Below are 21823 nucleotides of genomic sequence, written 5' to 3'. Positions count from 1 at the left end.
TGCGTGTCCTTATCGTGCTAGTCGTGCGTCGCCGCCGGCGGCCGGAGGCTGCATTGGTTCCCAGCCGCCGCCGAGGGCTTTGTACAGCGTGACCATGGCCAGTGTTGTTTCGACGCGGCCACGCGATGCAGCATTCTCGCTATCGAGCAGGCGCTGCTGGGTCACCAGTACGTTGAGGTAATCCGCCGCACCCTGGGTGTAGCGACGTTCGGCGTGTTCGAGCGCCTTACGGTTCTGGACAACCGCCACGTCAAGCTTTTCGGCGCGTTGCTGGCCGGTGCGGTATGCCGTCAAGGCGTTATCGACTTCATGCCACGCGGCGAGCACGGTACGCTGGTAAGCGATCGCCGCCTCTTGCTGGCGCGCTTCGGTCAGCGCGAGGTTGCCGGCCAGCCGTCCGCCTTCGAAGATCGGCAGATGCAGCACCGGTCCGACGGCGAACTGGCGAGCACCCCAGTCGCCGAGCTGCCCGAGCGACAGAGACTGGAAGCCAAAGCTGCCGGTCAGGCTGACCTTCGGGTAGAAATCGGCCTTGGCCACGCCGATCGCCGCGGTGGATGCGTGCAGTTGCGCTTCCGCGCGCAGAATGTCCGGGCGGCGGTGCGCAAGCTCGGAAGGCAGTCCGACCGGCACCTGGGCCGGCAGGCCCGGTATCTGCTGCGCCGCCGACAGCTGGGCGTCCAGCGCGTGCGGCGACTTGGCCAGCAACAGCGCGAGCCCATTCATGAGCGCAGCGCGGCGCTGTTCGAGCTCGGGGATGGCAGCTTCGAAGCTTGCCAGTTGCGCAGCCGACACCGACGTGTCGAACTCGGTTGCGACGCCCTGCTGGCGGCGGCGGCCGGCCACGTGCAGGCTCTTGGCCGCGATCTCCGCATTCGAGCGGGCGATACGTAACTCGTCCTGCACGCCGCGCAGCTCCAAATAGGTGCGCGCTACTTCCGCAGTCATAGAAACGCGCACGGCCTCGGCGTCGAAGTGCGTGGCGTCCATCTGCGCCGCTGCCGATTCCTTCATGCGCCTTGCCCGGCCCCACAGGTCGAGCTCCCAGCTGGCGTCGACCCCGTACTGCCACAGGCTGTAAGGTGTTTGTCCGGCTTCGCCCGGCAAGGAGTTCGTGCCGAAAGGATCGGTACCGTTCGCCGCGCTGGCGCTGGCGGGATCCGCCGTACCGGTCAAAGCAAGAATGCCTTTGTCGCTCGCACGTTCGCGCAAGCGCGATGCGCCCGTGTTGACGCTCGGCAGCAGGGCCGCCCCGCTTACCTTCAATGCCGCCCTGCTTTGCGCCAGGCGCGCGGTAGCGACTTGCAGATCGAGGTTAGCTGCGAGCGCCTCCCGTTCAAGTGCAACAAGCGTCGGGTCGTTGAAGAGTCCCCACCACGCAGGGTCAAATGACTGCTCGACGGGACGGCTTAGCGTCGCCTGCGCATTCCCGTCGGCGATGCTGCCCTGCCTGAACGAGGCAATCGAGACAGGACTGTCTGACCGACGGAAGTCGGGGCCAACTGAACACGCGCTCAAGGCCAGCAAACTGGCTAGGGCACTGGCACGCAAGTAGAAAGAAGAAGACATAAACAGACTCAGATGTTTGACAGGACAAATTATACCGATCGGTATTTGGATTGTCACTGGTATTTATATCCCATGTGGTATTTCCTGTGCTAGCATCTGATCTACAGGGAGTCTCCCAGCTCCACTTGTTATAGGTTTAAGACGCACCAATCGAAATCAGACAGCTCGCGTATTTCGTTGCCATCGCCGAAACCCTTCATTTCTCGCGCGCCGCAGAAGCCCTGGGACTCGCTCCGTCCGCCTTGAGCATGCAGATCCAGCGTCTTGAGCGGGAACTCGGCGTTCGCCTCCTCGAGCGGACGAAGCGTTCCGTGAGCTTGACCTCTGCGGGAAGATAGTTTCTGGAGGAAGCGCGGGCAGCACTGTCGCAGGTCGAGAATGCGAAACGCGTTGCCCACCGGGCTGGTCGCGGCGAGGCCGGCTCGATCCGACTGGGCTACGTGATTTCGGCCGCCAGCTCCGGAATCGTCCAGGCAATACTGCGCCGCTTCCGGGATCTGGCCCCGGACGTATCGATCTCGCTTGAGGAATTGTCCAGCCCTGCACAGCTGCAGATGCTCGAGCAGGGAAAGCTGGACGTATGCATTGTCAGGACACTGGTCGGGGCACCCGATCAGGTGCAGCGGTTTTCACTGGGCAGTGAAATAGCTGGCTCGAATTCAACCGCTCTATTTCGCAGAACCGGGCGCTGCTCTAGCGCGCAAGCCGGACATTGCGGGCCACAATATTCGTCGACAGTCTTTTTGACAAACAGGCAAGCATGCCGGATCATCCGGTCATGCCCTCCTTCCGCCGCAAGCTCATCTTCATCCTGGCCTAGACCCTGTTCTGGACCCTGATGATCCTGGTCGCCGTCCAGGATTTCCAGCGCAACGAGCACAGCCCGGCGATCTGGAAGCCGATCCTGTGGGAAGGTTCATCGGCGCTGGTGGCGACCCTGCTGGTGCTGGTGCAGCTGCGTTACGAGCGTAGTGACGACGAATTGCTCGGCCGCCCGCTACGCTGGTTCGCGCGCCAGGCGCGGTGGTTGCCGCTGTGGTGGATCGCGTTCACGCCACTCGCCTTCGGCATCCGTCATGCCGTCTATGCACTGGTCGGCGCAACCTACCCGCACGATCCGTGGCCGCGTCTGTTCGTCTACGAGTCGATGAAGATCTCGATCTTCGTCGGCCTGTTCATGGCAGTGCGCTTCGGCATCAAGTCCTATGAGGCGCTGGTCGAGACCCAGCTGCGCGCGCAGCAGGCGATCGCCCTGCAGCAGCAAGCCCAGTTGCAGCGCCTGGCCCAGCAGATGCAGCCGCACTTCCTGTTCAACGCGCTCAACACGGTCTCGTCGCTGATGCATACCGACGTCGACAAGGCCGACGCCACGCTGATGCAGCTGGCCGGCGTGCTGCGCGCCACGCTGGAGCTGGGCGAGGCCATCGAGGCGCCGCTGCAGGCCGAGCTGGACATTGCGCGCGGCTATGCCGGCGTGATGGCCGAGCGCTTCGCCGGCCGGGTCGAGATCGCCTGGGCGATCGACGATGCCCTGCTGGCCCAGCCGCTGCCGGTGATGAGCCTGCAGCCGCTGCTGGAAAACGTGTTCCGCCACACGGTCGAGAAGCGCCGCGGGCTGACGCATATCGCGGTGTCGGCGCAGCGCGAGGACGATGCGCTGGTCTTGCGCGCCGACGACGATGGCCGTATCGACGACAGCGCCGCGCACACCGGCGGCAGCGGCTGCGGCATCGGCCTGGCCAACCTGCGCGCCCGCCTGGCGGCGCTGCACGGGCCGCGCGCCTCGCTGTCCCTGGCCGCGCGCGCGGAAGGCGGCGTGCGCGCCGAGCTGAGGGTGCCATGCGCATCCTGATCGTCGACGACGAAAAGCCGGCACGCGACAAGCTGCGGCGGCTCCTGTCCGCGGAAGCCGGCATCGCGCACATCGATGAAGCAGCCGACGGCATCGAGGCCCTGGCCCGCATCGCGGCGGACAAGCCGGATGCGGTCCTGCTCGACATCGCCATGCCCGAGCTGTCCGGCATCGAACTGGCGGCCTCGCTGCCCGAACCGGCGCCGGCCATCGTGTTCGTGACCGCATGGGACCAGTACGCGATCCAGGCCTTCGATGCCGGCGCCATCGACTACCTGCTGAAGCCCTACGACGCCGCCCGCCTGGCGCGCGCGGTGCAGCGCCTGCGCGAACGTCTGCAGGCGCCGGTGCCGGTGCCGCAAGCGCTGCCGGCCCTGCCCGTGCAGCAGTTGCTGGTATCGGAGCGCGGCGGCACGCGCGTGGTGCCGGTGCAGGAGATCGGCTGGATCGAAAGCGCGGACAATTACGTGGTGCTGCACACCCTGTCCGGCAGCCCGCTGCTGCGCCAGACGCTGACCGGCCTGGCCGAACGGCTGGCGCCGGCCTTCCTGCGCTGCCACCGGCGCGCCGCCGTGCAATTAACGTGGATCGAGCGGGTGGTCCCGCTCGACAAGGGCGATTGCGAACTGGTGCTGCGCGGCGGTGCCCGGGTGCCCTGCAGCCGCCAGTACCGCGCGGCCGTGCTGGAGCGGATCCAGTCCGCCTGCTGATACGGCGCCTTTAATGCGTGGTGGCGCCGCGCTGGTCGCTGGACGGCGAGCTGCGCTCGATGTGCGGCTGGCCGGCCTGGGCAGTGCCGGATGCACGCTGGCTGCCATCGCCGCCGAGGCCGGACTGGGGCTGCGCGGCGGCGCCGTCGCGGGCACGTGCGAACGGGTCGGCAAACTGGCGCACGCTTTCCTGCTGGGCGCGCAGGCTGCGCTCGGTCTGCTCGGTGGCGTCGCGCGCCACTTCATCGGCCAGGGCGCGTGCGGTGCGGGTGGTATTCTGCACATGCTGCTCGGTGACGCGCGCCAGGTCCACCTGGGCGTCGGCCGCCAGACGGGTGATGTGCTGCTGGTAGGCGCGCAGCTTGTCGCTGGTCGGCTGGGCGCGCGCGGTGGCGGCGCTCAGTACTTCGGTCTGGCGGTCGGCGCTCAGCACCTGCTTGCTGGCCAACGCGGTTTCCTCGATCAGGGTCTGCATCAGCTGGATGTTCAGGTCGCACATCTGCTGGAAGGATTTGAACAGGGATTTCGACATGTCGTTCAGGAATGCAGTCTGGGCGTCGACATGCGTGCGCACTGCCGGGGTAATGTTTTGCGGGAATGGATACATGGGCTAACCTCGCTTGATGGGTGATTGGGATCGAACGAAGTAGCAAGCCTAAAGGCGTGAGGCGCCTCGCCTTTGATATGCACCAAGGATAATGGGCTTGAAAAACCCGGCTCAGAGCTGAGCGCCGCAGTCCTTGCAGAAGCGCGAGCCCGCCTCGTGGCCGCCGCTGCCGCATTGCGCGCAGAAGCGCGGCACCGCCGCCGGCCGCGCCGGCCCCGTGCGCGCCGGACCCGAGCGGCGGTCGCCGCGCCGTGCCGACAGCTCGGCCGTCACGATGCCGGTCGGGACCGCCAGGATGCCCCAGCCCAGCAGCATCATGAAGGAGGCGATCGCCTTGCCGAGGTGGGTGTGCGGCGTGATGTCGCCATAGCCGACCGTGGTCATGGTCACGGTCGCCCAGTACATCGCGACCGGGATGCTGGTATAGCCGTTCTCCGGTCCCTCGACCACGTACATGACGGTGCCGAGAATCAGGATCGCCATCAGCACCACCGAGAGGAAGACCATGATCTTGCGGCGGCTGGCGGACAGGGCCTCGCCCAGGCGCGTGTATTCCTCGATGTAGAGGGTCAGCTTGAAGATCCGGAACACGCGCAGCAGGCGCAGGATGCGGATGTCGAGCAGATAGCTGCTGCCCGGCACCAGCAGCGAAAAATAGGTCGGCAGCACGGCCAGCAGGTCGATCACGCCGTAGAAGCCGCTGATGTAGCGCCACGGCCGCTGCACGCAGATCACGCGCGCCAGGTATTCGAGGCTGAACAGCGTCGTGAAGCTCCATTCGAGGACATTCAGGATGTCGCCGTATTCCCGGTGCAGGCCGGGCACGCTGTCCAGCACCACCACCAGGATGCTGAGCAGGATCGCAAACACCAGCGCGATGTCGAAGCGGCGGCCGGCCGGGGTGTCGGCCTCGAAGATGATGTCGAACATCTGCCGCCGCAGGCCGGGCGGCGGTTTGCCGTAGGACTCGGGCACCTGCGACACATAGACGCGTTCCTGGAACTTCTGCTTCAGGCCCTTCATGCGCTTTTCTCCGGCACTCACTTTGCGGCCGGCGCCTTCAACCCCTCAGTCGGCATGGCGCTCGACCCAGGTGGCGTAGCACTCCATGAACTGCTGCAGGAAGCCGTTCAGCGACTCGTCGGTCAGCTTGTCGCCATCGAACTTGTTGGCGATGCCGCCGATATAGGCCTCGGGCGATTGCATGCAGGGCATGTTGAGGAAGACCAGGCACTGGCGCACCGCGTGGTTGGCGCCGAAGCCGCCGAGCGCGCCCGGCGAGTTGCTGACCACGGCGCAGGGCTTGCCGCTCCACACCGCCTTGCCGTAGGGGCGCGAACCGACGTCGATCGCGTTCTTCAGCACCGCCGGCAGCGAGCGGTTGTACTCGGGCGTGCAGAACAGCACGCCGTCGACGTCGCGGATGCGGTCGCGGAATTCGGTCCAGCGCGGCGGCGGCGTGTCGGTCTCGTCGTCCTGGTTGTACATCGGCAGGTGCGCGATGTCGACGATTTCCAGTTCCAGCGTGGGCGGGGCGGCCAGCATCAGCTGTTTGGCCAGCTTGCGGGTGAAGGATTCCTTGCGGAGGCTGCCTACCAGTACTGCGATCTTGCGGGTTGCCATGTCGATCCTCTCAGGTGTGTGGAATGTCGTCATGATAACCCGAAGCGGCAAGCTTGCTGCCCGGCCTCGTGCGCCCTTTCGAATCAGGCGGCGCGCAGCCCCTCGATCGACCAGGCCTTGAACGCACGCTGGATCAGAAGCGTCTCGCGCGCATCCAGCACGCTGTCCGCGTGGACAATCTCCAGCATCGTCTTCATGACCGAAAAGCGCAAGGCCTGGTCCTCGACTTCGGCCAGCAGCGTGTCGAGCAGGCGGCTGTCGATTTCGACTTCGGCGCTGCAGCGGCGGGCCGCGCTGGCCAGCAGGTCTTCGCACAGCTCGCGCACCACCTCGTCGAACGCCTCTTCGCCCAGGCTTACGTGCTCGGGGATGCCGGAGGCGCGCATGGCCTTCAGCTCCGAGGGCGCGAGATGGCCGTCGACGATCATGGTCAGGGCCAGCAGGCGCGATACCGCTTGGGCGCTGTTGGTGGGGTAAGTACGCATCTTTGAAGCTCCTTGATTGACAGAGCCACCAGATTAACCCCTATACTTCTCAATTAAAACCGCATAAAGCTTGACGAATACTCTTGTTTTTTCGAAGTATTGGATTTCGGCGTGCTCAAATGCGCCGGCGCCGGTACTCATCCAGGAAGGATGCGAGCTCGCGTCCGGCCAGCACCTTGACCGCGTCGCCATGGTGCGCATACAGGTAAGGCGCGCCACCCGCGCGGTCGGTCAGCTTGGCGCGGATGAGGAAACGCGTCCCGGCCGGATACAGCGCCGGATCGCGCAGGCTGCGCGAGCAATGCACGCGCATCGAGGTCGCATAGGCCTGCCCCGCCACCGGCCGGATGCGCAGCAGGCCGGTGCGCGGGTCGCTGAAGGATTCGACGGCCACGTCGCGGTAAGCCCAGGGATCGCGCGCCATCTCAGGCCTTTGCCGCAGCCGTGGCCGCCGCGCGGTGCGGGACGGCTTCGCGGATCGGCAGGTTGACCAGCGCCGCTGCCAATGCCAGCACGATGTCGGCGTACCACATCCACGAATAATCGCCGAAGCGGACAAACGCCAGCCCACCCAGCCAGGCGCCGAAGAAGCCGCCGATCTGGTGCGACAGCAGGGTCAGGCCGAACAGGGTCGACAGGTAGCGCGTGCCGAACAGCTTGCCCACCAGGCCGGCTGTCGGCGGTACCGTGGCCAGCCACGAAAAGCCGAGCGCGGCGGCGAAGATGTAGAAAGTCAGCGCGGTCTTCGGCGCCAGCAGGTAGAGCGCGATCATCACTGCGCGGCCGCCGTAGATCGCCGCCAGCAGCCACTTCATGCGGTAGCGCTGGCCCAGCGCGCCGACCACCAGCGAACCGGCGATGTTGAACAGCCCGATCAGGCCCAGCGCCTTGGCTGAAACCCCGGCCGGCAGGCCGCACAGCGCGACCTCGCCCGGCAGGTGGGTGACCAGGAAGGCGATGTGGAAGCCGCAGGTGAAGAAACCGGCGTGCAGGCACAGGTAGCTGCGGTCGCGCATGGCTGTGCGGAGCTGGCGGCCCAGCGTGAACTCGTCGGGCGCCGCCGCGGCGGCATTTTGGATCCGCTTCTGGCCGCGCATGAAGAAGGCGAGCGGAATGGTCAGCAGCGTGGTCGCCGCCAGCGAGAACATCGCCGTGACCCAGCCGCCGGCCTGGATGATGAATTGCACCAGCGGCGAGAACACGAACTGGCCGAAGGAGCCGCCGGCATTGACGAAGCCGGCCGCGAAGGGACGGCGTTCGGCGGGCAGGCGCTGGGCGGTGGCGCCGATCAGGATCGAGAAGCTGCCGGCACCGGCCCCGGCCGCCGACAGCACGCCCAGGGTCAGCATCAGGCCCCATTGCGAGGACACGAAGGGGGTCGCGGCCAGGCCCGCCGCCAGCATCAGGGCGCCGACCACGATCACCCGCGCCGGTCCGTATTTGTCGGCGACGGCGCCGAAGATCGGCTGGGATGCACCCCACATGAACTGGCCGACCGCCATCGCCAGGCTGATCGAGGCGACGCCGAGGCCGGTCGCGGTATTGATCGGCGAGAGAAAGAGACCGGTGGTCAGGCGCGCGGCCATCGTGATCATCAGGATCGCGCTGGCGGACAGGATCAGCAGCCAGGCGGCGCGCGGGCTCATCGTGTTCTGGGTCGTCATGCAGGCTCCCTTGTTGTCGTTTTATTCCCGACAGTGTCGCATGACGCGGCGGAAGTTGCTTGACGACGCGTCGTCCCCGCGAAGGCGGGGACCCATACTGAAGCTGAGGACTCGGCACAGTCGAAGCAGTCGCGGTGCTTCAGACTTACCGGTTTCTGCGGCTCAGCATGGATTCCCGCTTTCGCGGGAATGACGGTAATGGCGACGAAACGACGGCTCGAACGGGTTACACCTTCACGAGCAGCGCGGTCGACTGCGCCGCCATGCCCTCTTCCCGCCCAAGGAAGCCCAGCTTCTCGTTGGTCTTGGCCTTGATGTTCACCTGCTGCGGCGAGACGCCGAGGTCTTCGGCGATGCGCGACACCATCTGCGGGATGTGCGGCGCCATCTTCGGCTGCTGGGCGATGATGGTGGCGTCGATGTTGCCGATGGTGTAGCCGGTGGCCAGCACGCGTGAGGCGACTTCGCGCAGCAGGGTGCGCGAGTCGGCGCCGGCGAACATCGGGTCGGTATCCGGAAAGTGCTTGCCGATGTCGCCGAGGCTTGCTGCGCCCAGCAGCGAGTCGATGATCGCGTGCAGCAGCACGTCGGCATCCGAGTGGCCCAGCAGGCCGAGGCGGTGCGGGATGGTGACGCCGCCGACGATCAGCTTGCGGCCCTCGACCAGGGCGTGGCAGTCATAGCCGGTTCCGATGCGGAACGGCGGAGTGGGGTTGTACGATGCAAGAGCCATGGTGTTCACACGAGTTCAGGTTGGGACACTGCCAGGTACAGCTCGGCGATCCGGATATCGTCCGGCAGCGTCACTTTCAGGTTGCGGGGATGCCCCTCGACCAACTTGGGGGTCAATCCGAGGGCTTCAACCGCACTGGCGTCATCGGTAATCGTATTCGGATCCGTCGCCGCCGTCAGCGCTTCGCGCAACAGGCTGTAGCGGAACATTTGCGGCGTTTGCGCCAGCCACAGGCCGTTGCGCGGGATGGTGCCGCAGGCTTCGCCTTCGATGCAGCGCTTGACGGTGTCGACCACCGGCAGGCCCAGCAGGCCGCCGACCGGGTGTTCGCCGGTGCTGGTGATCAGCTTCTCGATCAGCTCGGCGGTCAGGCCGGGACGGGCGGCGTCGTGCACCAGTACCCAGTCGCTCTGCGCCAGCGTGTTGGCCAGTACCGCCAGGCCATTGCGCACCGACTCCATACGGCTCGCGCCGCCGCAGCGCAGCACGGTCACGCCGTGACTTGGCGCGACGCTGTCGATATAGGGATCATCCGGGCTGACGACGATGAAGGTGTGCGCGATCAGGTCGCTGGACAGGAAGGCGTCGAGGGTGTGACGGAGCATCGGCTTGCCGCCGATGCGGATGTACTGCTTCGGCGTGGCCGCACCCATGCGGGCGCCGACGCCGGCAGCGGGAATTAATGCAAAGTATCGTGGTGCTTGGTTCATTTATGAGTTTGATCGTCTTGTCGATCCAATAAGAGACTGTACCTCACCTCGGCAAACTTTGCCGAGGCGCGCATATTCCTTCGGACTGTCGATGCCCGCCTGCCTGGCCTTCGCCGCCGCCATCTCGCGCTTCAGGAAAGGCATCCAGGTCCGGTCCAGTTCCTGCTGCACGCGCCGCAGCGCCTGCCCTTGCGGCGCCACTACCGGTCTGCCGTCGAAGCGCTGCGCCATCCGGTCCAGCACTCTCCTTTCCACTTTCGGCAGATAGTCGACGTAGGCCTTGAGATGGCGCATTTCGTGAGCAAGTATTTCGCGGTACGCACAAGTGCCTGGCTCGAACTCCCGTCCCACGTAAATCACGATGGGCTCGTAGGACAGCCTCACATTGACCAGTGGCCGCAGGCATTCGGTGCCCGTGGCCGGATCGCCGATGATGGTGCCTTCGACGCTCACGGCCACACGCGATTCGGCCCGCGTCAGTCCCAGCACGAAACCGCCATCCGCGGCGGCCCGCTTCATGCGCGTCAGGGTCCGGTACGGCAGGCTGTTGTCGATGCGGTAGCCATTGTCGTAGACGTCGACCTTGACGTCCGTGCGCTGGCTCGCATGGGAACCGGCTTGCCAGCTTTCGCAACGCTCGGCAGCCGGCGTCGCCGCGGATGCCGGGTTCGCCATCGCCATCCCCATCAGGCAGGACAGCAAGGGCGCCAGCAAGGCGGCTTTGGCCATCTCAGCCCGGGGTCCAGGTGCCGGCGGCGTACTTCTCCAGCCAGAAGGTGCCGATGATGGTCTTGACGTCGGTGATCTCGCCCTTGCGCACCATCTCCAGCAACTCCGGCACGGTGGCGGTGAAGAGCTCGAGGAACTCGCCTTCGTCCAGCTTGGCTTCGCCCTTGGTCATGTCGCGCGCCAGGAAGATGTCGAGGTGTTCGTCGGAATACGCGATCGCGTTGTGGATCGTGCAGACGAAGTTCCAGTCCCTGGCCGTGTAGCCGGTTTCTTCTTCGAGCTCGCGCTTGGCGGTGGCCAGCGGGTCCTCGCCCGGGTCGATCTTCCCGGCCGGGAACTCGATGAAGACGCGGTCGTTCGGGTAGCGGAACTGGCGCTCCAGCAGCACGCGGCCGTCCGGCAGCAGCGGCAGGATCACGACGGCGCCCGGGTGGCGGATGAGTTCGCGGGTGGTCTCGGCGCCGTCGGGCAGCCTGACCTTGTCGCGGGTGACTTTGAGGAAGTGGCCATCGTAGGCCAGGTCGCCATCGATGCGGGTTTCTCTCAGGTGGGAATCCATGGTTGATGCTCCGTGTTACTTCGTTATTCAACGGGCACCGGCGCCATGGACGCGGGTGCTCAGTTCCGGCGTTTCTTCAGGTAGCGTAGAACGAAACCGGGGAAGGCCAGCACGACGAACATGCAGCCCGTGATGGCATAGAACTCCCAGGTCTGGGGAAAGGCATTGCCGATCCGGGATTCCAGCAGCAGGGCCAGTCCGCCGACGACGAAGTATAAAACAAACAACTCGAGAAGGCGCACGACGAAGAACTTCGTGTGCGCCCTGCCCTGCGCTGGCTTCATGGGAATGAAGCCGAACACGCTCTCGTTCAGGAAAGGCAGGTTGGCGAACGCGATCGCGACCGCGATCACCAACCAGGTTGCCAGGGACAGGTCCACGGGCAGGTCTTACGAACCCAGGGTCTGGGTCATGGCGCTCAGGCAGGCTGCCAGCAGGCCGCCCGGCATCACGCCCAGCAGCACGACCAGCACGCCGTTCAGCGACAGGGCCACGCGCATGTCCAGCGGGGTCTTGATCGGCGAGACGTCCACCGCTTCGTCGAACCAGATGGTCTTCACCACGCGCAGGTAGTAGAAGGCACCGATCAGCGAGAACAGCACGGCGACGATCGCCAGCCAGTACTGGCCGGTAGCGACCACGGCCTGCAGGACGGCCCACTTGGCCATGAAGCCCATCATCGGCGGCACGCCGGCCAGCGAGAACATCAGCACGGTCATGACCAGCGCGTACCACGGGCTGCGCTTGGCCAGGCCCTTGAAGTCCGCGATTTCTTCCGCTTCAAAGCCCGAACGCGCCAGCATCATCACCAGGCCAAAGCTGCCCAGGGTGGTCAGCACGTAGGTGATGCTGTAGTACATGGCGGCGCTGTAGGCCGGCGCGGCGTTGGCGGCGTTCAGGGCATCGCGTGCGCCGGTGGTGCCGGCCATCATGCCGAGCAGGACGAAGCCGAGCTGGGCGATGGTCGAGTAGGCCAGCATACGCTTGATGTTGGTCTGGGCGATCGCGGTCAGGTTACCCACGGCCAGCGACAGCACGGCCAGGGCCAGCAGCATCTGCTGCCAGTCGAACGCCATCGGCAGCAGGCCTTCGACCAGGATGCGGATCATCATCGCGAACGAAGCCAGCTTCGGGGCGGCGCCCAGCAGCAGGGTCACGCCGGTCGGCGAACCCTGATAGACGTCCGGCACCCACATGTGGAACGGCACCGCGCCCAGTTTGAAGGCCATGCCGGCCACGACGAACACCAGGCCGAACACCAGGATGGTGTGGTTGGCGGCGCCGGCAGCGGTCAGCTTGGCGATGGTGGTGATGTCCAGCGAACCGGTGGCACCGTAGATCATCGAGATACCGTAGAGCATGAAGCCCGAGGCCAGCGAACCCAGGATGAAGTACTTCATCGCGGCTTCGGTCGAGATCGCGTGGTCGCGGCGCATGGCCACCAGCGCGTACAGCGACAACGACATCAGTTCCAGGCCCAGGTAGATCGGCAGCATGTTATTGCCGGAGATCATGATCATCTGGCCCAGCATGGTGAACAGGGCCAGCACATACATCTCGCCGCCCATGTTGCCGGACATCATGCCGCGGTCGCCCGCGTACTGGCGCGAATACACCAGGGTGATGCCGACCGCCAGGTAGGTGAACAGCTTCAGCAGGTTCGCCATCGGGTCCGACACGAACATGTTGAAGAAGGTGTAGGTCGTCGTCCCGGCAGTGAAGTCGCCCCAGGTGATCACGGCGCAACCGACCAGGGTCAGCAGCGACAGCACGTAGGTGATGTTGCGCTTCCCTTCCTTGAGGAACATGTCGATCAGGAGGATCGCGCAGGACGCGACCACCAGGAAGATTTCCGCGGACAGCGGCGCCATGTTGATGGACGCTGCCGATAGAGTAGTGTTAATCATCGGATTCATATCGTTTTAATTTCCCGCTCAATGCACCGGCGGCAGCTTGCTGACCGAGACGTGCTGCAGCAGATCGGCCACCGACACTTGCAGCGCATCGGTGAACGGTGCCGGATACAGGCCCATGTAGATGGTCAGGATCGCCAGCACGCCCAGCATGAAGAATTCACGGCCGTTCAGGTCGGTCAGTTCGGCGACATGCTTGTTGCCGATCTTGCCGAACACGACGCGCTTGACCATCCACAGCGAGTAGGCTGCGCCCAGGATCAGGGCGGTGGCAGCCAGCAGGCCGGTCCAGAAGTTGAACTGGACGGCGCCGAGGATGACCATGAACTCGCCCACGAAGCCCGAGGTGGCCGGCAGGCCGCAGTTGGCCATCGCGAACAGCACCGAGAACGCGGCGAACTTCGGCATGCGGTTCACGACGCCGCCGTAGTCGGCGATTTCACGCGAGTGCATGCGGTCGTACAGCACGCCGATGCACAGGAACATCGCGCCCGACACGAAGCCGTGCGAGATCATCTGCACGATACCGCCCTGCACGCCGATCTCGTTGAAGATGAAGAAGCCCAGGGTGACGAAGCCCATGTGCGCGATCGACGAGTAGGCGACCAGTTTCTTCATGTCCTTCTGGACCATCGCCACCAGGCCGATGTAGATCACGGCGATCAGCGACAGCACGATGATCAGCGGCGCCAGGTAGTGCGACGCGTCCGGCGCGATCGGCAGCGAGAATCGCAGGAAGCCGTAACCGCCCAGCTTCAGCATGATCGCGGCCAGCACCACCGAACCGCCGGTCGGCGCTTCGACGTGGGCATCCGGCAGCCAGGTGTGGACCGGGAACATCGGCACCTTGACGGCGAAGGCCATCAGGAAGGCGATGAAGACCAGCACCTGTTCCGTCATGGTCAGCGGCAGCTGGTGCCATGCCAGGATGTCGAACGAACCGCCCGACTTGTTGTACAGGTAGATGATCGCGATCAGGGTCAGCAGCGAACCCATGAAGGTGTACAGGAAGAACTTGAATGCTGCGTACACCCGGTTCGGGCCGCCGAACACACCGATGATGATGAACATCGGGATCAGGGTGGCTTCGAAGAAGAAGTAGAACAGCAGGCCGTCCAGCGCGACGAACACGCCGATCATCAGGCCCGACAGCATCAGGAAGGAGCCCATGTACTGGGCCACGCGTTCCTCGATCACCTGCCATGCCGAGATGACGACGATGATCGTGATGAAGGCGGTCAGCGGCACGAACCAGAGGCTCAGGCCGTCGATGCCCAGGTAGTACTGGATGTTGAAGCGTTCGATCCAGGCCGCCTTCTCGACGAATTGCGGGCCATGGGCGGTATTGCTGAACTGCGTGAACAGCGGGATGGTCGGCAGGAAGCTGACCACCGCGCCGATCAGCGACAGCACGCGGGTGAAGCCCGCCTTGCTGTCACGGCCGACGGCCAGCACGATCACACCGAAGATGATCGGAAGCCAGACCGAAAGGCTGAGGTACGGGTAGGAGGAAATCGTGGACTGCATCTTGTTTTTCTCTCTGTTTAAGCGTGCCAGAACGGGAAGAAGTACAGCAGCGTACCCAGCACGCCCAGGATCATCACGAACGCATAGTGGTAGATGTAACCAGTCTGGAACGTGCGGACGATGGTCGAGAACCAGCCCACCAGCTTGGCGGAACCATTGACGACCAGGCCGTCGATCAGCACGCGGTCACCCACCTGCCACAAGGCCTTGCCCACGCCGCGTGCGCCGCCGGCGAAGACCACCTCGTTGAACTTGTCCATGTAGTACTTGTTGTCCAACAGGGTGTGGATCGGGCGCAGCGCCTTGTAGAAGGCAGCCGGCACGCGCGGATTGATCATGTAGCAGTAGTAGGCGGCAACGACACCGGCCAGGGCCAGCCAGAACGGCAGCGAAGTGAAGCCGTGCAGGCCCATCGCCAGCGCGCCGTGGAACTCCTTGCCCATCTCTTCCAGCGCCGGGTGGTTCTCGCCGACGAAGATCACGTTCTTGAAGAAGCCGCCGTACAGCATCGGCTCGATCGCGAAGAAACCGATGATGACCGACGGGATCGCCAGCAGGATCAGCGGCAGGGTCACCACCAGCGGCGACTCGTGCGGCTTCTGGCCCGGGGCCAGGCCGTGGTGGCCGTGATCGTCTTCCTCTTCTTCGTGGTGCGCGTCCGAATCGTGCAGCGCGTGCGGGTCGCCGTGGCCGTGCTCAGCCACCTTCTGCTGGTGCGCATCGTGGGCGTGCGCGTGGTCGTCATGCGCATGCGCCTGGCCGAAACGCTCCTTGCCGTGGAAGACCAGGAAGTACATGCGGAAGGAGTAGAAGGCGGTGATGAACACGCCGGCCACGACCGCGAAGTAGGCGAAGCCCGAACCCCACAGGTGGGACTCGTGCACGGCCTCGATGATCGAGTCCTTCGAGTAGAAACCGGCGAAGAACGGGGTACCGATCAGGGCCAGCGAACCCAGCAGCGAAGTGATCCAGGTGATCGGCATGTACTTGCGCAGGCCGCCCATGTTACGCATGTCCTGGTCGTGGTGCATGCCGATGATGACCGAGCCGGCGCCGAGGAACAGCAGCGCCTTGAAGAACGCGTGGGTCATCAGGTGGAACACGGCGACGTTGTAGGCCGACACGCCCAGTGCGACGGTCATGTAGCCCAGCTGCGACAAGGTCGAGTAAGCGACCACGCGCTTGATGTCGTTCTGGATGATGCCCAGGAAGCCCATGAACAGCGCGGTGATCGAACCGATCACGATGATGAAGGACAGCGCGGTGTCCGACAGCTCGAACAGCGGCGACATGCGCGACACCATGAAGATACCGGCGGTCACCATGGTTGCCGCGTGGATCAGCGCCGAGATCGGGGTCGGGCCTTCCATCGAGTCCGGCAGCCAGACGTGCAGCGGGAACTGTGCGGATTTACCCATTGCGCCGATGAACAGGCAGATGCAGGCGGCGGTCAGCAGCGGCCAGGTGGTGCCCGGCACGGTCATGTTGACCAGCTTGCCGGCCTGGGCGAAGGTTTCGCCGTAGTGCATGGTGCCGGTCGCGGCCAGCAGCAGGCCGATACCCAGGATGAAGCCGAAGTCACCGACGCGGTTCACCAGGAAGGCCTTCATGTTGGCGAAGATGGCCGTCGGGCGGGTGTACCAGAAGCCGATCAGCAGGTACGAGACCAGGCCCACCGCTTCCCAGCCGAAGAACAGCTGCAGGAAGTTGTTGGACATGACCAGCATCAGCATCGAGAAGGTGAACAGCGAGATGTACGAGAAGAAGCGGTTGTAGCCTTCGTCCTCGGCCATGTAGCCGATCGTGTAGATGTGGACCATCAGCGACACCGAGGTCACCACGCACATCATCATTGCCGACAGCGCGTCGATCTGGAAACCGACCGACATCTTCATGCTGCCGATGGTCATCCAGGTATAGACGTCACCGTTGAAGGTGTTCCCGTCGAGCACGTCCATCAGGGTCATGATCGAGAGGACCATGGCGATGAACACGCCGGCGATGGTCGCGGTATGCGACACCTTGCGGCCGACCACGTTCCCGAAGAACTTGGTGCCGAGCAGGCCGGCGATCGCCGAGCCCGCGAGCGGTGCGAGTGGCACCGCCAGCAAGAGGTTAGGGTTAATTGGCCCCGTCATTTTCTATAGCCTTATGTCTTGTTTATCGAGGAGTTCACAGAACAAACCGATCAGCCCTTCAGGCTGTCGAGGTCTTCCACGTTGATCGTGTCCAGGTTACGGAACAGGACCACCAGGATCGCCAGGCCGATCGCCGATTCGGCGGCCGCGACAGTCAGGATGAAGAACACGAAGATCTGCCCTGCCGCGTCTCCCAGATAGTGCGAGAAGGCGACGAAGTTCAGGTTCACTGCCAGCAGCATCAGTTCGATGGCCATCAGCAGGATGATGATGTTCTTCCGGTTCAGGAAAATGCCGACCACCGAGATCGCGAACAGGATCGCGCCCAGGATCAGGTAATGAGCGAGCGACAGAGTCATGGATTCTCCTTGTTGGCGGCTTCGGCCTTGGCAGCGGCGGCGGCCACTGCGGCGGCGTCGATCGCCTTCTGGTCGATGGTTTGCATCTTCACGATGCGCAGGCGGTCGTTACGCTTGACGCGGACCGCGAGGGCCGGGTCGATGGCCTTGGTGTCCTTGCGCTTGCGCAGGGTCAGCGCGACGGCGGCAATGATCGCCACCAGCAGGATCAGGCCGGCGATTTCGAAGCCGTAGATGTACTGGGTGTAGATCAGGCGGCCCAGCTCACGGGTACCGCCGATGTGGCCGACGGCAGCCTCGGCCGGTGCCTCGGCGGTGCCGAGGAAACCGCGCCACAGCACGGCAGCCATCTCCAGCACGACCAGCGCGCCGATACCGGACGCCAGCGGCAGGTAGCCCCAGAAACCTTCGCGCATGCGGTCGATGTTGATGTCAAGCATCATCACGACGAACAGGAACAGCACCATCACGGCGCCGACATAGACCAGCACCAGCACGATGGCCAGGAACTCGGCCTTGAGCAGCATCCAGATGCCGGCAGCGTTGAAGAACGCGAGCACCAGGAACAGCGCGGCGTGAACCGGGTTCTTGGCGGTAATGACGCGCAACCCGGCGACGATCATGATCGCCGAGAACACGTAGAACAGAACAGTTGTGAATTCCATGACTTACGCAGGAGCCCTTATTTTTATTTACCGTTATTAGCGATACTTCGCGTCCGCAGCACGGGCGGCGGCGATCTCGTTTTCGTAGCGGTCACCCACGGCCAGGAGCATCTCCTTGGTGTAGTACAGGTCGCCACGCTTTTCGCCGTGGTATTCCAGCACCTGGGTTTCGACGATGGAGTCGACCGGGCAGGACTCTTCGCAGAAACCGCAGAAGATGCACTTGGTCAGGTCGATGTCGTAGCGCGTGGTGCGGCGGGTGCCGTCCTCGCGCTGCGCCGATTCGATCGTGATCGCCATCGCCGGGCATACCGCTTCGCACAGCTTGCAGGCGATGCAGCGCTCTTCCCCGTTGGGGTAGCGGCGCAGCGCGTGCAGGCCACGGAAACGCGGCGAGATCGGGGTCTTTTCTTCCGGGTACTGCACCGTGATCTTGCGCGAAAACGCGTATTTACCGGTCAGCGCCAGGCCCTTGATCAGTTCGGACAGCATCAGGCTGCCGAAAAAGTCTTTTACTCGAGTCATTTGTTGCGCCTCTTTACTTCCAGGGGTTCCACGACGTCTGCATGACGCCGGCGACCAGGACCAGATACACCAGGGTCAGCGGGATGAACACTTTCCAGCCCAGGCGCATGATCTGGTCATAGCGGTAACGCGGGAAGGTACCGCGCACCCACACGAACAGCGACACGACCAGGAAGGCTTTCGCGAACAGCCAGAAGAAGCCGCCCAGCGCGCCGAATTCCAGGAAGGAGAACGGTGCCTGCCAGCCGCCCAGGAACATGATCGATGCCAGGGTCGCGACCAGGATCATGTTGGCGTATTCGGCCAGCATGAACATCGCGTAGGACATGCCCGAATACTCGACCATGTGGCCGGCCACGATTTCCGATTCGCCCTCCACCACGTCGAACGGGTGGCGGTTGCACTCGGCCAGGCCGGAGGTGATGTAGACCACGAACAGCGGCAGCAGCGGCAGCCAGTTCCACGACAGCACGTTGATGCCCATGCCGGCGAAGTGGCCGCGGGTCTGGGCGCCGACGATGTCCGAGAAGTTCAGCGAACCGGACACCATCAGGATCACCACCATCACGAAGCCCATCGGGATCTCGTAGGAGATCATCTGGGCCGATGCGCGCATCGCACCCATGAACGAGTACTTCGAGTTCGAAGCCCAGCCGGCGATGATGATGCCGTACACCTCCATCGAGGTGATCGCCAGCAGCAGCAGCAGGCCGGCGTTGACGTTGGCCAGCGCCGCTTCCGGACCGAAGGGAATGACGGCCCATGCGGCCAGCGCCGGCATGATGGTCATGATCGGACCGATGATGAACAGGCTCGGGGTGGCTTTCGCCGGGACCACGATTTCCTTGAGCAGCAGCTTGAGCGCGTCGGCGATCGGCTGCAGCAGGCCCAGCGGGCCCACGCGGTTCGGACCCACACGGATGTGGATCCAGCCGATCAGCTTGCGCTCCCACAGCACCAGATAGGCCACCAGGCCCATCAGCGGCAGCAGGATCACCACGATTTTCAGCAGCGTCCAGGCAAAGGTCCAGGCGGTCGGACCTACCAGGGCTTCGCCGCCCGTATAAAAACTATTGAGTACGTCAGGCATCGACATTTTGATTAAGCCTTTTCAATCGAAATCGGACCGAACATGGCGCCCAGCGACGAGGTCAGCTGGTGAGCGGCGGCCACGCGCACGACATTGGCCGGCAGGCGCTTGTCGATGGCGGCGACCAGGGTCGCACTGCCCTCCCCTTGCTGCACGGTGACCATGTCGCCGGCCTTCACGCCCAGCACCTCGGCCAGCTTGGCCGAGATGGTGGCCAGCGGGGCCTGTGCGTCGGCGGTGCGCAGCAGCGGTTCCGAACGGCGCGCGAGGGCGTCGGCAAAGTAGATCGGCACGTCGGCCAGGCGCTCCAGCTTGGCATCCGCGTCGGTCGAGAACTTGGCCGCGGTCGGGGCCAGCTTGGCCACGTTGTTCAGCTTGGTGGTCAGGTCGGCGCCCTTGCCGCCCAGCGCTTCGTCGCGGATCGATTCCGAGTTTTCGTAATCGAAGCCCGACAGACCCAGCAGGTTGCCCAGCACGCGCAGCACTTTCCAGGCCGGACGGGTCTCGCCCAGCGGCTTGACGGTGCCGTTGAAGCTCTGTGCGCGGCCTTCGCAGTTGACGAACGTACCTGCAGTTTCGCTGAACGGCGAAATCGGCAGCAGCACGTCGGCGTAGTCCATGCCGTGCTTGAAGGCCGACATCGCGACGACCATGTCGGCGCCCTGCAGGGCCTTGATGGCTTGCTGCGGGTTGGCGGCGTCCAGTTCCGGCTCGGCGTTCAGCAGCACGTAGGCCTTCTTCGGCTGCGCGAACAGGTCACCAGTAACCCGGGCATTCTTCGAGGTCGCGTTGACCAGGTAGCCGCCGACGGTGTTGGCGGCGTCGACGAAGTAGCCGAACCTGGCGCCGGTCTGCTCGGCGATCCACTGGGCGGCGGCGTGCAGCGCGGAGGCTTGCGGATGCTGCGCGGCGGCGTTGCCCAGCAGGACAGCGCCCGGCAGGTCGGCGGCGTTCTCGACGACCAGGGTCGCGGCGATGGCCTTCGCCTCATCCGAAGCCTCGATGCCTTCGAAGCCGGCCGGAGCAGCGATGCCCTTGGCGCTTGCTACGGCCACGACGATGCTCGACAGCGCAGCCAGCCAGTCCGACGGTGCGGCGATCAGGCGGCCGGCGGTCGGGATCAGGTTGTCGTCGTCCGAACCGTGGACGATGGACAGCTTGGCGCCCGACTTGACGGCGGTACGCAGGCGGGTGGCGGCCAGCGGGTGGTCCTTGCGCAGGAAGGAACCGATGACCAGCACGCGCTTCACGGTCGACAGGTCGGCGATCGGCATGCCCAGGTGCGGGACGACCTGGCCGTCCAGCGCGAAGTCGCTCTGGCGCAGGCGGAAGTCGACGTTCTCGATGCCGAAGCCGCGCATGGCCTTCTGCAGCAGGTACAGTTCTTCCACGGTCGAGTGCGGGGTCGCGACGGCGGCGATGCTGTCGGCGCCGTGCTCGTGGCGGATGTTACGGATGCCGTGGGCGACGTACTCGAGGGCGGTCTGCCAGTCGGTGTCGATCCACTTGCCGTCCTGCTTGACCATCGGGTTGACCAGGCGCTCGGCGTTGTCCAGCGACTCGTAGGAGAAGCGGTCCTTGTCCGACAGCCAGCACTCGTTGATGTGTTCGTTTTCCAGCGGCAGCACGCGCATCACCTTGCCGCCCTTGACCTGGACGATCAGGTTGGTGCCCAGCGAATCGTGCGGCGAGACCGACTTGCGGCGCTGCAGTTCCCACGGACGTGCCGAGTAGCGGAAAGGCTTCGAGGTCAGCGCGCCGACCGGGCACAGGTCGATCATGTTGCCCGAGACTTCGGAGTCGACGGTCTTGCCGACGAAGGTGGTGATCTCCGAGTGCTCGCCGCGGCCGACCATGCCGAATTCCATCACGCCGGCCACTTCCTGGCCGAAGCGCACGCAACGGGTGCACTGGATGCAGCGGCTCATCTCTTCCATCGAGATCAGCGGACCGGCTTCCTTCGGCGTCACCACGCGTTTTTCTTCTTCGTAGCGCGAGTTGCTCTTGCCGTAGCCGACCGCCAGATCCTGCAGCTGGCATTCGCCGCCCTGGTCGCAGATCGGGCAATCCAGCGGGTGGTTAATCAGCAGGAACTCCATCACCGACTTCTGTGCGGCCACCGCCTTGTCGCTGTGGGTGCGCACGATCATGCCCGGCGAGACCGGGGTCGCGCAGGCAGGCATCGCCTTCGGTGCTTTTTCCACTTCCACCAGGCACATGCGGCAGTTCGCTGCGATCGACAATTTCTTGTGATAGCAGAAGTGCGGGATGTAGGTTCCCAGTTTGTTCGCGGCGTCCATCACCATGGAACCTGGTGGGACTTCTACTTTCTTGCCGTCTAATTCAATTTCAACCATTTGATCGT

General features: G+C 64.4%; 24 protein-coding genes. 4 read left to right on the top strand and 20 right to left on the bottom strand.

The window, feature by feature from the left end:
* Positions 1-9 precede the first annotated feature (9 nt).
* A complete protein-coding gene (locus NX782_RS16835) occupies positions 10-1569 on the bottom strand; it encodes an efflux transporter outer membrane subunit (protein WP_258846629.1) in 1560 nt (519 codons plus the stop codon).
* Positions 1570-1718: 149 nt separating this feature from the next.
* Between NX782_RS16835 and NX782_RS26540 the strand changes: the two genes are divergently transcribed.
* From NX782_RS26540 to NX782_RS16825, 4 genes are read left to right on the top strand one after another with little or no spacing between them, the layout of a single operon-like run.
* Positions 1719-1907: a LysR family transcriptional regulator gene (locus tag NX782_RS26540; protein ID WP_370661807.1), complete on the top strand. Its 189-nt coding sequence runs from the start codon at positions 1719-1721 to the stop codon at positions 1905-1907.
* Between the two features lie 3 nt (positions 1908-1910).
* Complete coding sequence (locus NX782_RS26535; RefSeq protein ID WP_370661806.1) at positions 1911-2408, top strand: LysR substrate-binding domain-containing protein; 498 nt, start codon at positions 1911-1913, stop codon at positions 2406-2408.
* Positions 2408-3421 carry a sensor histidine kinase gene (locus NX782_RS16830; protein WP_258846628.1) on the top strand — a complete coding sequence of 338 codons (1014 nt, stop codon included), beginning with the start codon at positions 2408-2410 and terminating at the stop codon, positions 3419-3421. The genes NX782_RS26535 and NX782_RS16830 overlap by 1 nt, the downstream gene beginning before the upstream one ends.
* A complete protein-coding gene (locus NX782_RS16825) occupies positions 3409-4131 on the top strand; it encodes a LytR/AlgR family response regulator transcription factor (protein WP_258846627.1) in 723 nt (240 codons plus the stop codon). The genes NX782_RS16830 and NX782_RS16825 overlap by 13 nt, the downstream gene beginning before the upstream one ends.
* Positions 4132-4141: 10 nt before the next feature.
* On the opposite strand, the gene phaP is transcribed toward NX782_RS16825, so the two are convergent.
* From phaP to nuoG, 19 genes are all read right to left on the bottom strand, one after another.
* On the bottom strand, positions 4142-4738 hold the full coding sequence (gene phaP / locus NX782_RS16820; RefSeq protein WP_258846626.1) for a TIGR01841 family phasin: 597 nt from the start codon (positions 4736-4738) through the stop codon (positions 4142-4144).
* A 111-nt stretch (positions 4739-4849) separates the two neighbouring features.
* A complete protein-coding gene (locus tag NX782_RS16815; RefSeq protein ID WP_258846625.1) occupies positions 4850-5761 on the bottom strand; it encodes an ion transporter in 912 nt (303 codons plus the stop codon).
* 45 nt (positions 5762-5806) lie between these two features.
* Positions 5807-6361 carry an NADPH-dependent FMN reductase gene (locus tag NX782_RS16810; RefSeq protein WP_258846624.1) on the bottom strand — a complete coding sequence of 185 codons (555 nt, stop codon included), beginning with the start codon at positions 6359-6361 and terminating at the stop codon, positions 5807-5809.
* 83 nt (positions 6362-6444) lie between these two features.
* Positions 6445-6846, bottom strand: coding sequence for a TerB family tellurite resistance protein (locus NX782_RS16805; protein ID WP_258846623.1), 402 nt, complete (start codon positions 6844-6846; stop codon positions 6445-6447).
* A gap of 115 nt (positions 6847-6961) precedes the next feature.
* On the bottom strand, positions 6962-7270 hold the full coding sequence (locus NX782_RS16800) for a hypothetical protein (protein WP_258846622.1): 309 nt from the start codon (positions 7268-7270) through the stop codon (positions 6962-6964).
* A 1-nt stretch (position 7271) separates the two neighbouring features.
* Entirely contained in the window at positions 7272-8510 is a 1239-nt protein-coding gene (locus NX782_RS16795) for an MFS transporter (RefSeq protein ID WP_258846621.1), read from the bottom strand.
* Between the two features lie 226 nt (positions 8511-8736).
* On the bottom strand, positions 8737-9243 hold the full coding sequence (gene ispF / locus NX782_RS16790) for a 2-C-methyl-D-erythritol 2,4-cyclodiphosphate synthase (protein WP_258846620.1): 507 nt from the start codon (positions 9241-9243) through the stop codon (positions 8737-8739).
* A 5-nt stretch (positions 9244-9248) separates the two neighbouring features.
* Positions 9249-9953 (bottom strand): 2-C-methyl-D-erythritol 4-phosphate cytidylyltransferase, encoded by a 705-nt coding sequence (gene ispD, locus NX782_RS16785; protein WP_258846619.1) that lies wholly within the window; start codon positions 9951-9953, stop codon positions 9249-9251.
* Positions 9954-10682: a hypothetical protein gene (locus NX782_RS16780; RefSeq protein WP_258846618.1), complete on the bottom strand. Its 729-nt coding sequence runs from the start codon at positions 10680-10682 to the stop codon at positions 9954-9956.
* A gap of 1 nt (position 10683) precedes the next feature.
* The gene (locus NX782_RS16775; protein ID WP_258846617.1) at positions 10684-11241 is read right to left on the bottom strand and encodes an NUDIX domain-containing protein; all 558 of its coding nucleotides are present in this window, start codon (positions 11239-11241) and stop codon (positions 10684-10686) included.
* A gap of 59 nt (positions 11242-11300) precedes the next feature.
* The gene (locus NX782_RS16770; RefSeq protein ID WP_258846616.1) at positions 11301-11621 is read right to left on the bottom strand and encodes a DUF2818 family protein; all 321 of its coding nucleotides are present in this window, start codon (positions 11619-11621) and stop codon (positions 11301-11303) included.
* A 9-nt stretch (positions 11622-11630) separates the two neighbouring features.
* Positions 11631-13148, bottom strand: a complete 1518-nt coding sequence (gene nuoN / locus NX782_RS16765; RefSeq protein WP_258846615.1) for an NADH-quinone oxidoreductase subunit NuoN — start codon at positions 13146-13148, stop codon at positions 11631-11633.
* Between the two features lie 27 nt (positions 13149-13175).
* The gene (locus NX782_RS16760; protein ID WP_258846614.1) at positions 13176-14681 is read right to left on the bottom strand and encodes an NADH-quinone oxidoreductase subunit M; all 1506 of its coding nucleotides are present in this window, start codon (positions 14679-14681) and stop codon (positions 13176-13178) included.
* A 17-nt stretch (positions 14682-14698) separates the two neighbouring features.
* Entirely contained in the window at positions 14699-16819 is a 2121-nt protein-coding gene (gene nuoL, locus NX782_RS16755; RefSeq protein ID WP_258846613.1) for an NADH-quinone oxidoreductase subunit L, read from the bottom strand.
* Positions 16820-16869: 50 nt separating this feature from the next.
* Positions 16870-17178: an NADH-quinone oxidoreductase subunit NuoK gene (nuoK, locus tag NX782_RS16750; protein ID WP_036168632.1), complete on the bottom strand. Its 309-nt coding sequence runs from the start codon at positions 17176-17178 to the stop codon at positions 16870-16872.
* A complete protein-coding gene (locus tag NX782_RS16745; protein WP_258846612.1) occupies positions 17175-17843 on the bottom strand; it encodes an NADH-quinone oxidoreductase subunit J in 669 nt (222 codons plus the stop codon). Before NX782_RS16745 ends, nuoK begins: the two co-directional genes overlap by 4 nt.
* Before the next feature lie 36 nt (positions 17844-17879).
* A complete protein-coding gene (nuoI, locus tag NX782_RS16740; RefSeq protein WP_258846611.1) occupies positions 17880-18368 on the bottom strand; it encodes an NADH-quinone oxidoreductase subunit NuoI in 489 nt (162 codons plus the stop codon).
* Between the two features lie 13 nt (positions 18369-18381).
* Entirely contained in the window at positions 18382-19464 is a 1083-nt protein-coding gene (nuoH, locus tag NX782_RS16735) for an NADH-quinone oxidoreductase subunit NuoH (protein WP_258846610.1), read from the bottom strand.
* Positions 19465-19469: 5 nt separating this feature from the next.
* Positions 19470-21815 carry an NADH-quinone oxidoreductase subunit NuoG gene (gene nuoG, locus NX782_RS16730; RefSeq protein ID WP_258846609.1) on the bottom strand — a complete coding sequence of 782 codons (2346 nt, stop codon included), beginning with the start codon at positions 21813-21815 and terminating at the stop codon, positions 19470-19472.
* Positions 21816-21823: the final 8 nt, after the last annotated feature.

The organism is Massilia norwichensis, assembly GCF_024753245.1.
Taxonomy (GTDB): domain Bacteria; phylum Pseudomonadota; class Gammaproteobacteria; order Burkholderiales; family Burkholderiaceae_D; genus Telluria; species Telluria norwichensis.
Note: the sequence above shows the minus strand (reverse complement) of the source record. Positions and strands in the feature narration are given on the sequence as shown.

Excerpts from the sequence above, each read along its gene's own strand:
- NX782_RS16830 (WP_258846628.1), top strand. The coding sequence starts at position 2,408 with ATGATCCTGGTCGCCGTCCAGGATTTCCAGCGCAACGAGCACAGCCCG.
- NX782_RS16810 (WP_258846624.1), bottom strand. The coding sequence starts at position 6,361 with ATGGCAACCCGCAAGATCGCAGTACTGGTAGGCAGCCTCCGCAAGGAA.
- NX782_RS16775 (WP_258846617.1), bottom strand. The coding sequence starts at position 11,241 with ATGGATTCCCACCTGAGAGAAACCCGCATCGATGGCGACCTGGCCTAC.
- NX782_RS16815 (WP_258846625.1), bottom strand. The coding sequence starts at position 5,761 with ATGAAGGGCCTGAAGCAGAAGTTCCAGGAACGCGTCTATGTGTCGCAG.
- NX782_RS16805 (WP_258846623.1), bottom strand. The coding sequence starts at position 6,846 with ATGCGTACTTACCCCACCAACAGCGCCCAAGCGGTATCGCGCCTGCTG.
- nuoK (WP_036168632.1), bottom strand. The coding sequence starts at position 17,178 with ATGACTCTGTCGCTCGCTCATTACCTGATCCTGGGCGCGATCCTGTTC.
- NX782_RS16825 (WP_258846627.1), top strand. The coding sequence starts at position 3,409 with ATGCGCATCCTGATCGTCGACGACGAAAAGCCGGCACGCGACAAGCTG.
- nuoH (WP_258846610.1), bottom strand. The coding sequence starts at position 19,464 with ATGTCGATGCCTGACGTACTCAATAGTTTTTATACGGGCGGCGAAGCC.
- NX782_RS16795 (WP_258846621.1), bottom strand. The coding sequence starts at position 8,510 with ATGACGACCCAGAACACGATGAGCCCGCGCGCCGCCTGGCTGCTGATC.
- NX782_RS16745 (WP_258846612.1), bottom strand. The coding sequence starts at position 17,843 with ATGGAATTCACAACTGTTCTGTTCTACGTGTTCTCGGCGATCATGATC.
- ispF (WP_258846620.1), bottom strand. The coding sequence starts at position 9,243 with ATGGCTCTTGCATCGTACAACCCCACTCCGCCGTTCCGCATCGGAACC.
- phaP (WP_258846626.1), bottom strand. The coding sequence starts at position 4,738 with ATGTATCCATTCCCGCAAAACATTACCCCGGCAGTGCGCACGCATGTC.
- nuoG (WP_258846609.1), bottom strand. The coding sequence starts at position 21,815 with ATGGTTGAAATTGAATTAGACGGCAAGAAAGTAGAAGTCCCACCAGGT.
- NX782_RS16800 (WP_258846622.1), bottom strand. The coding sequence starts at position 7,270 with ATGGCGCGCGATCCCTGGGCTTACCGCGACGTGGCCGTCGAATCCTTC.
- NX782_RS16760 (WP_258846614.1), bottom strand. The coding sequence starts at position 14,681 with ATGCAGTCCACGATTTCCTCCTACCCGTACCTCAGCCTTTCGGTCTGG.
- NX782_RS16835 (WP_258846629.1), bottom strand. The coding sequence starts at position 1,569 with ATGTCTTCTTCTTTCTACTTGCGTGCCAGTGCCCTAGCCAGTTTGCTG.
- NX782_RS16780 (WP_258846618.1), bottom strand. The coding sequence starts at position 10,682 with ATGGCCAAAGCCGCCTTGCTGGCGCCCTTGCTGTCCTGCCTGATGGGG.
- nuoI (WP_258846611.1), bottom strand. The coding sequence starts at position 18,368 with ATGACTCGAGTAAAAGACTTTTTCGGCAGCCTGATGCTGTCCGAACTG.
- nuoN (WP_258846615.1), bottom strand. The coding sequence starts at position 13,148 with ATGATTAACACTACTCTATCGGCAGCGTCCATCAACATGGCGCCGCTG.
- nuoL (WP_258846613.1), bottom strand. The coding sequence starts at position 16,819 with ATGACGGGGCCAATTAACCCTAACCTCTTGCTGGCGGTGCCACTCGCA.
- ispD (WP_258846619.1), bottom strand. The coding sequence starts at position 9,953 with ATGAACCAAGCACCACGATACTTTGCATTAATTCCCGCTGCCGGCGTC.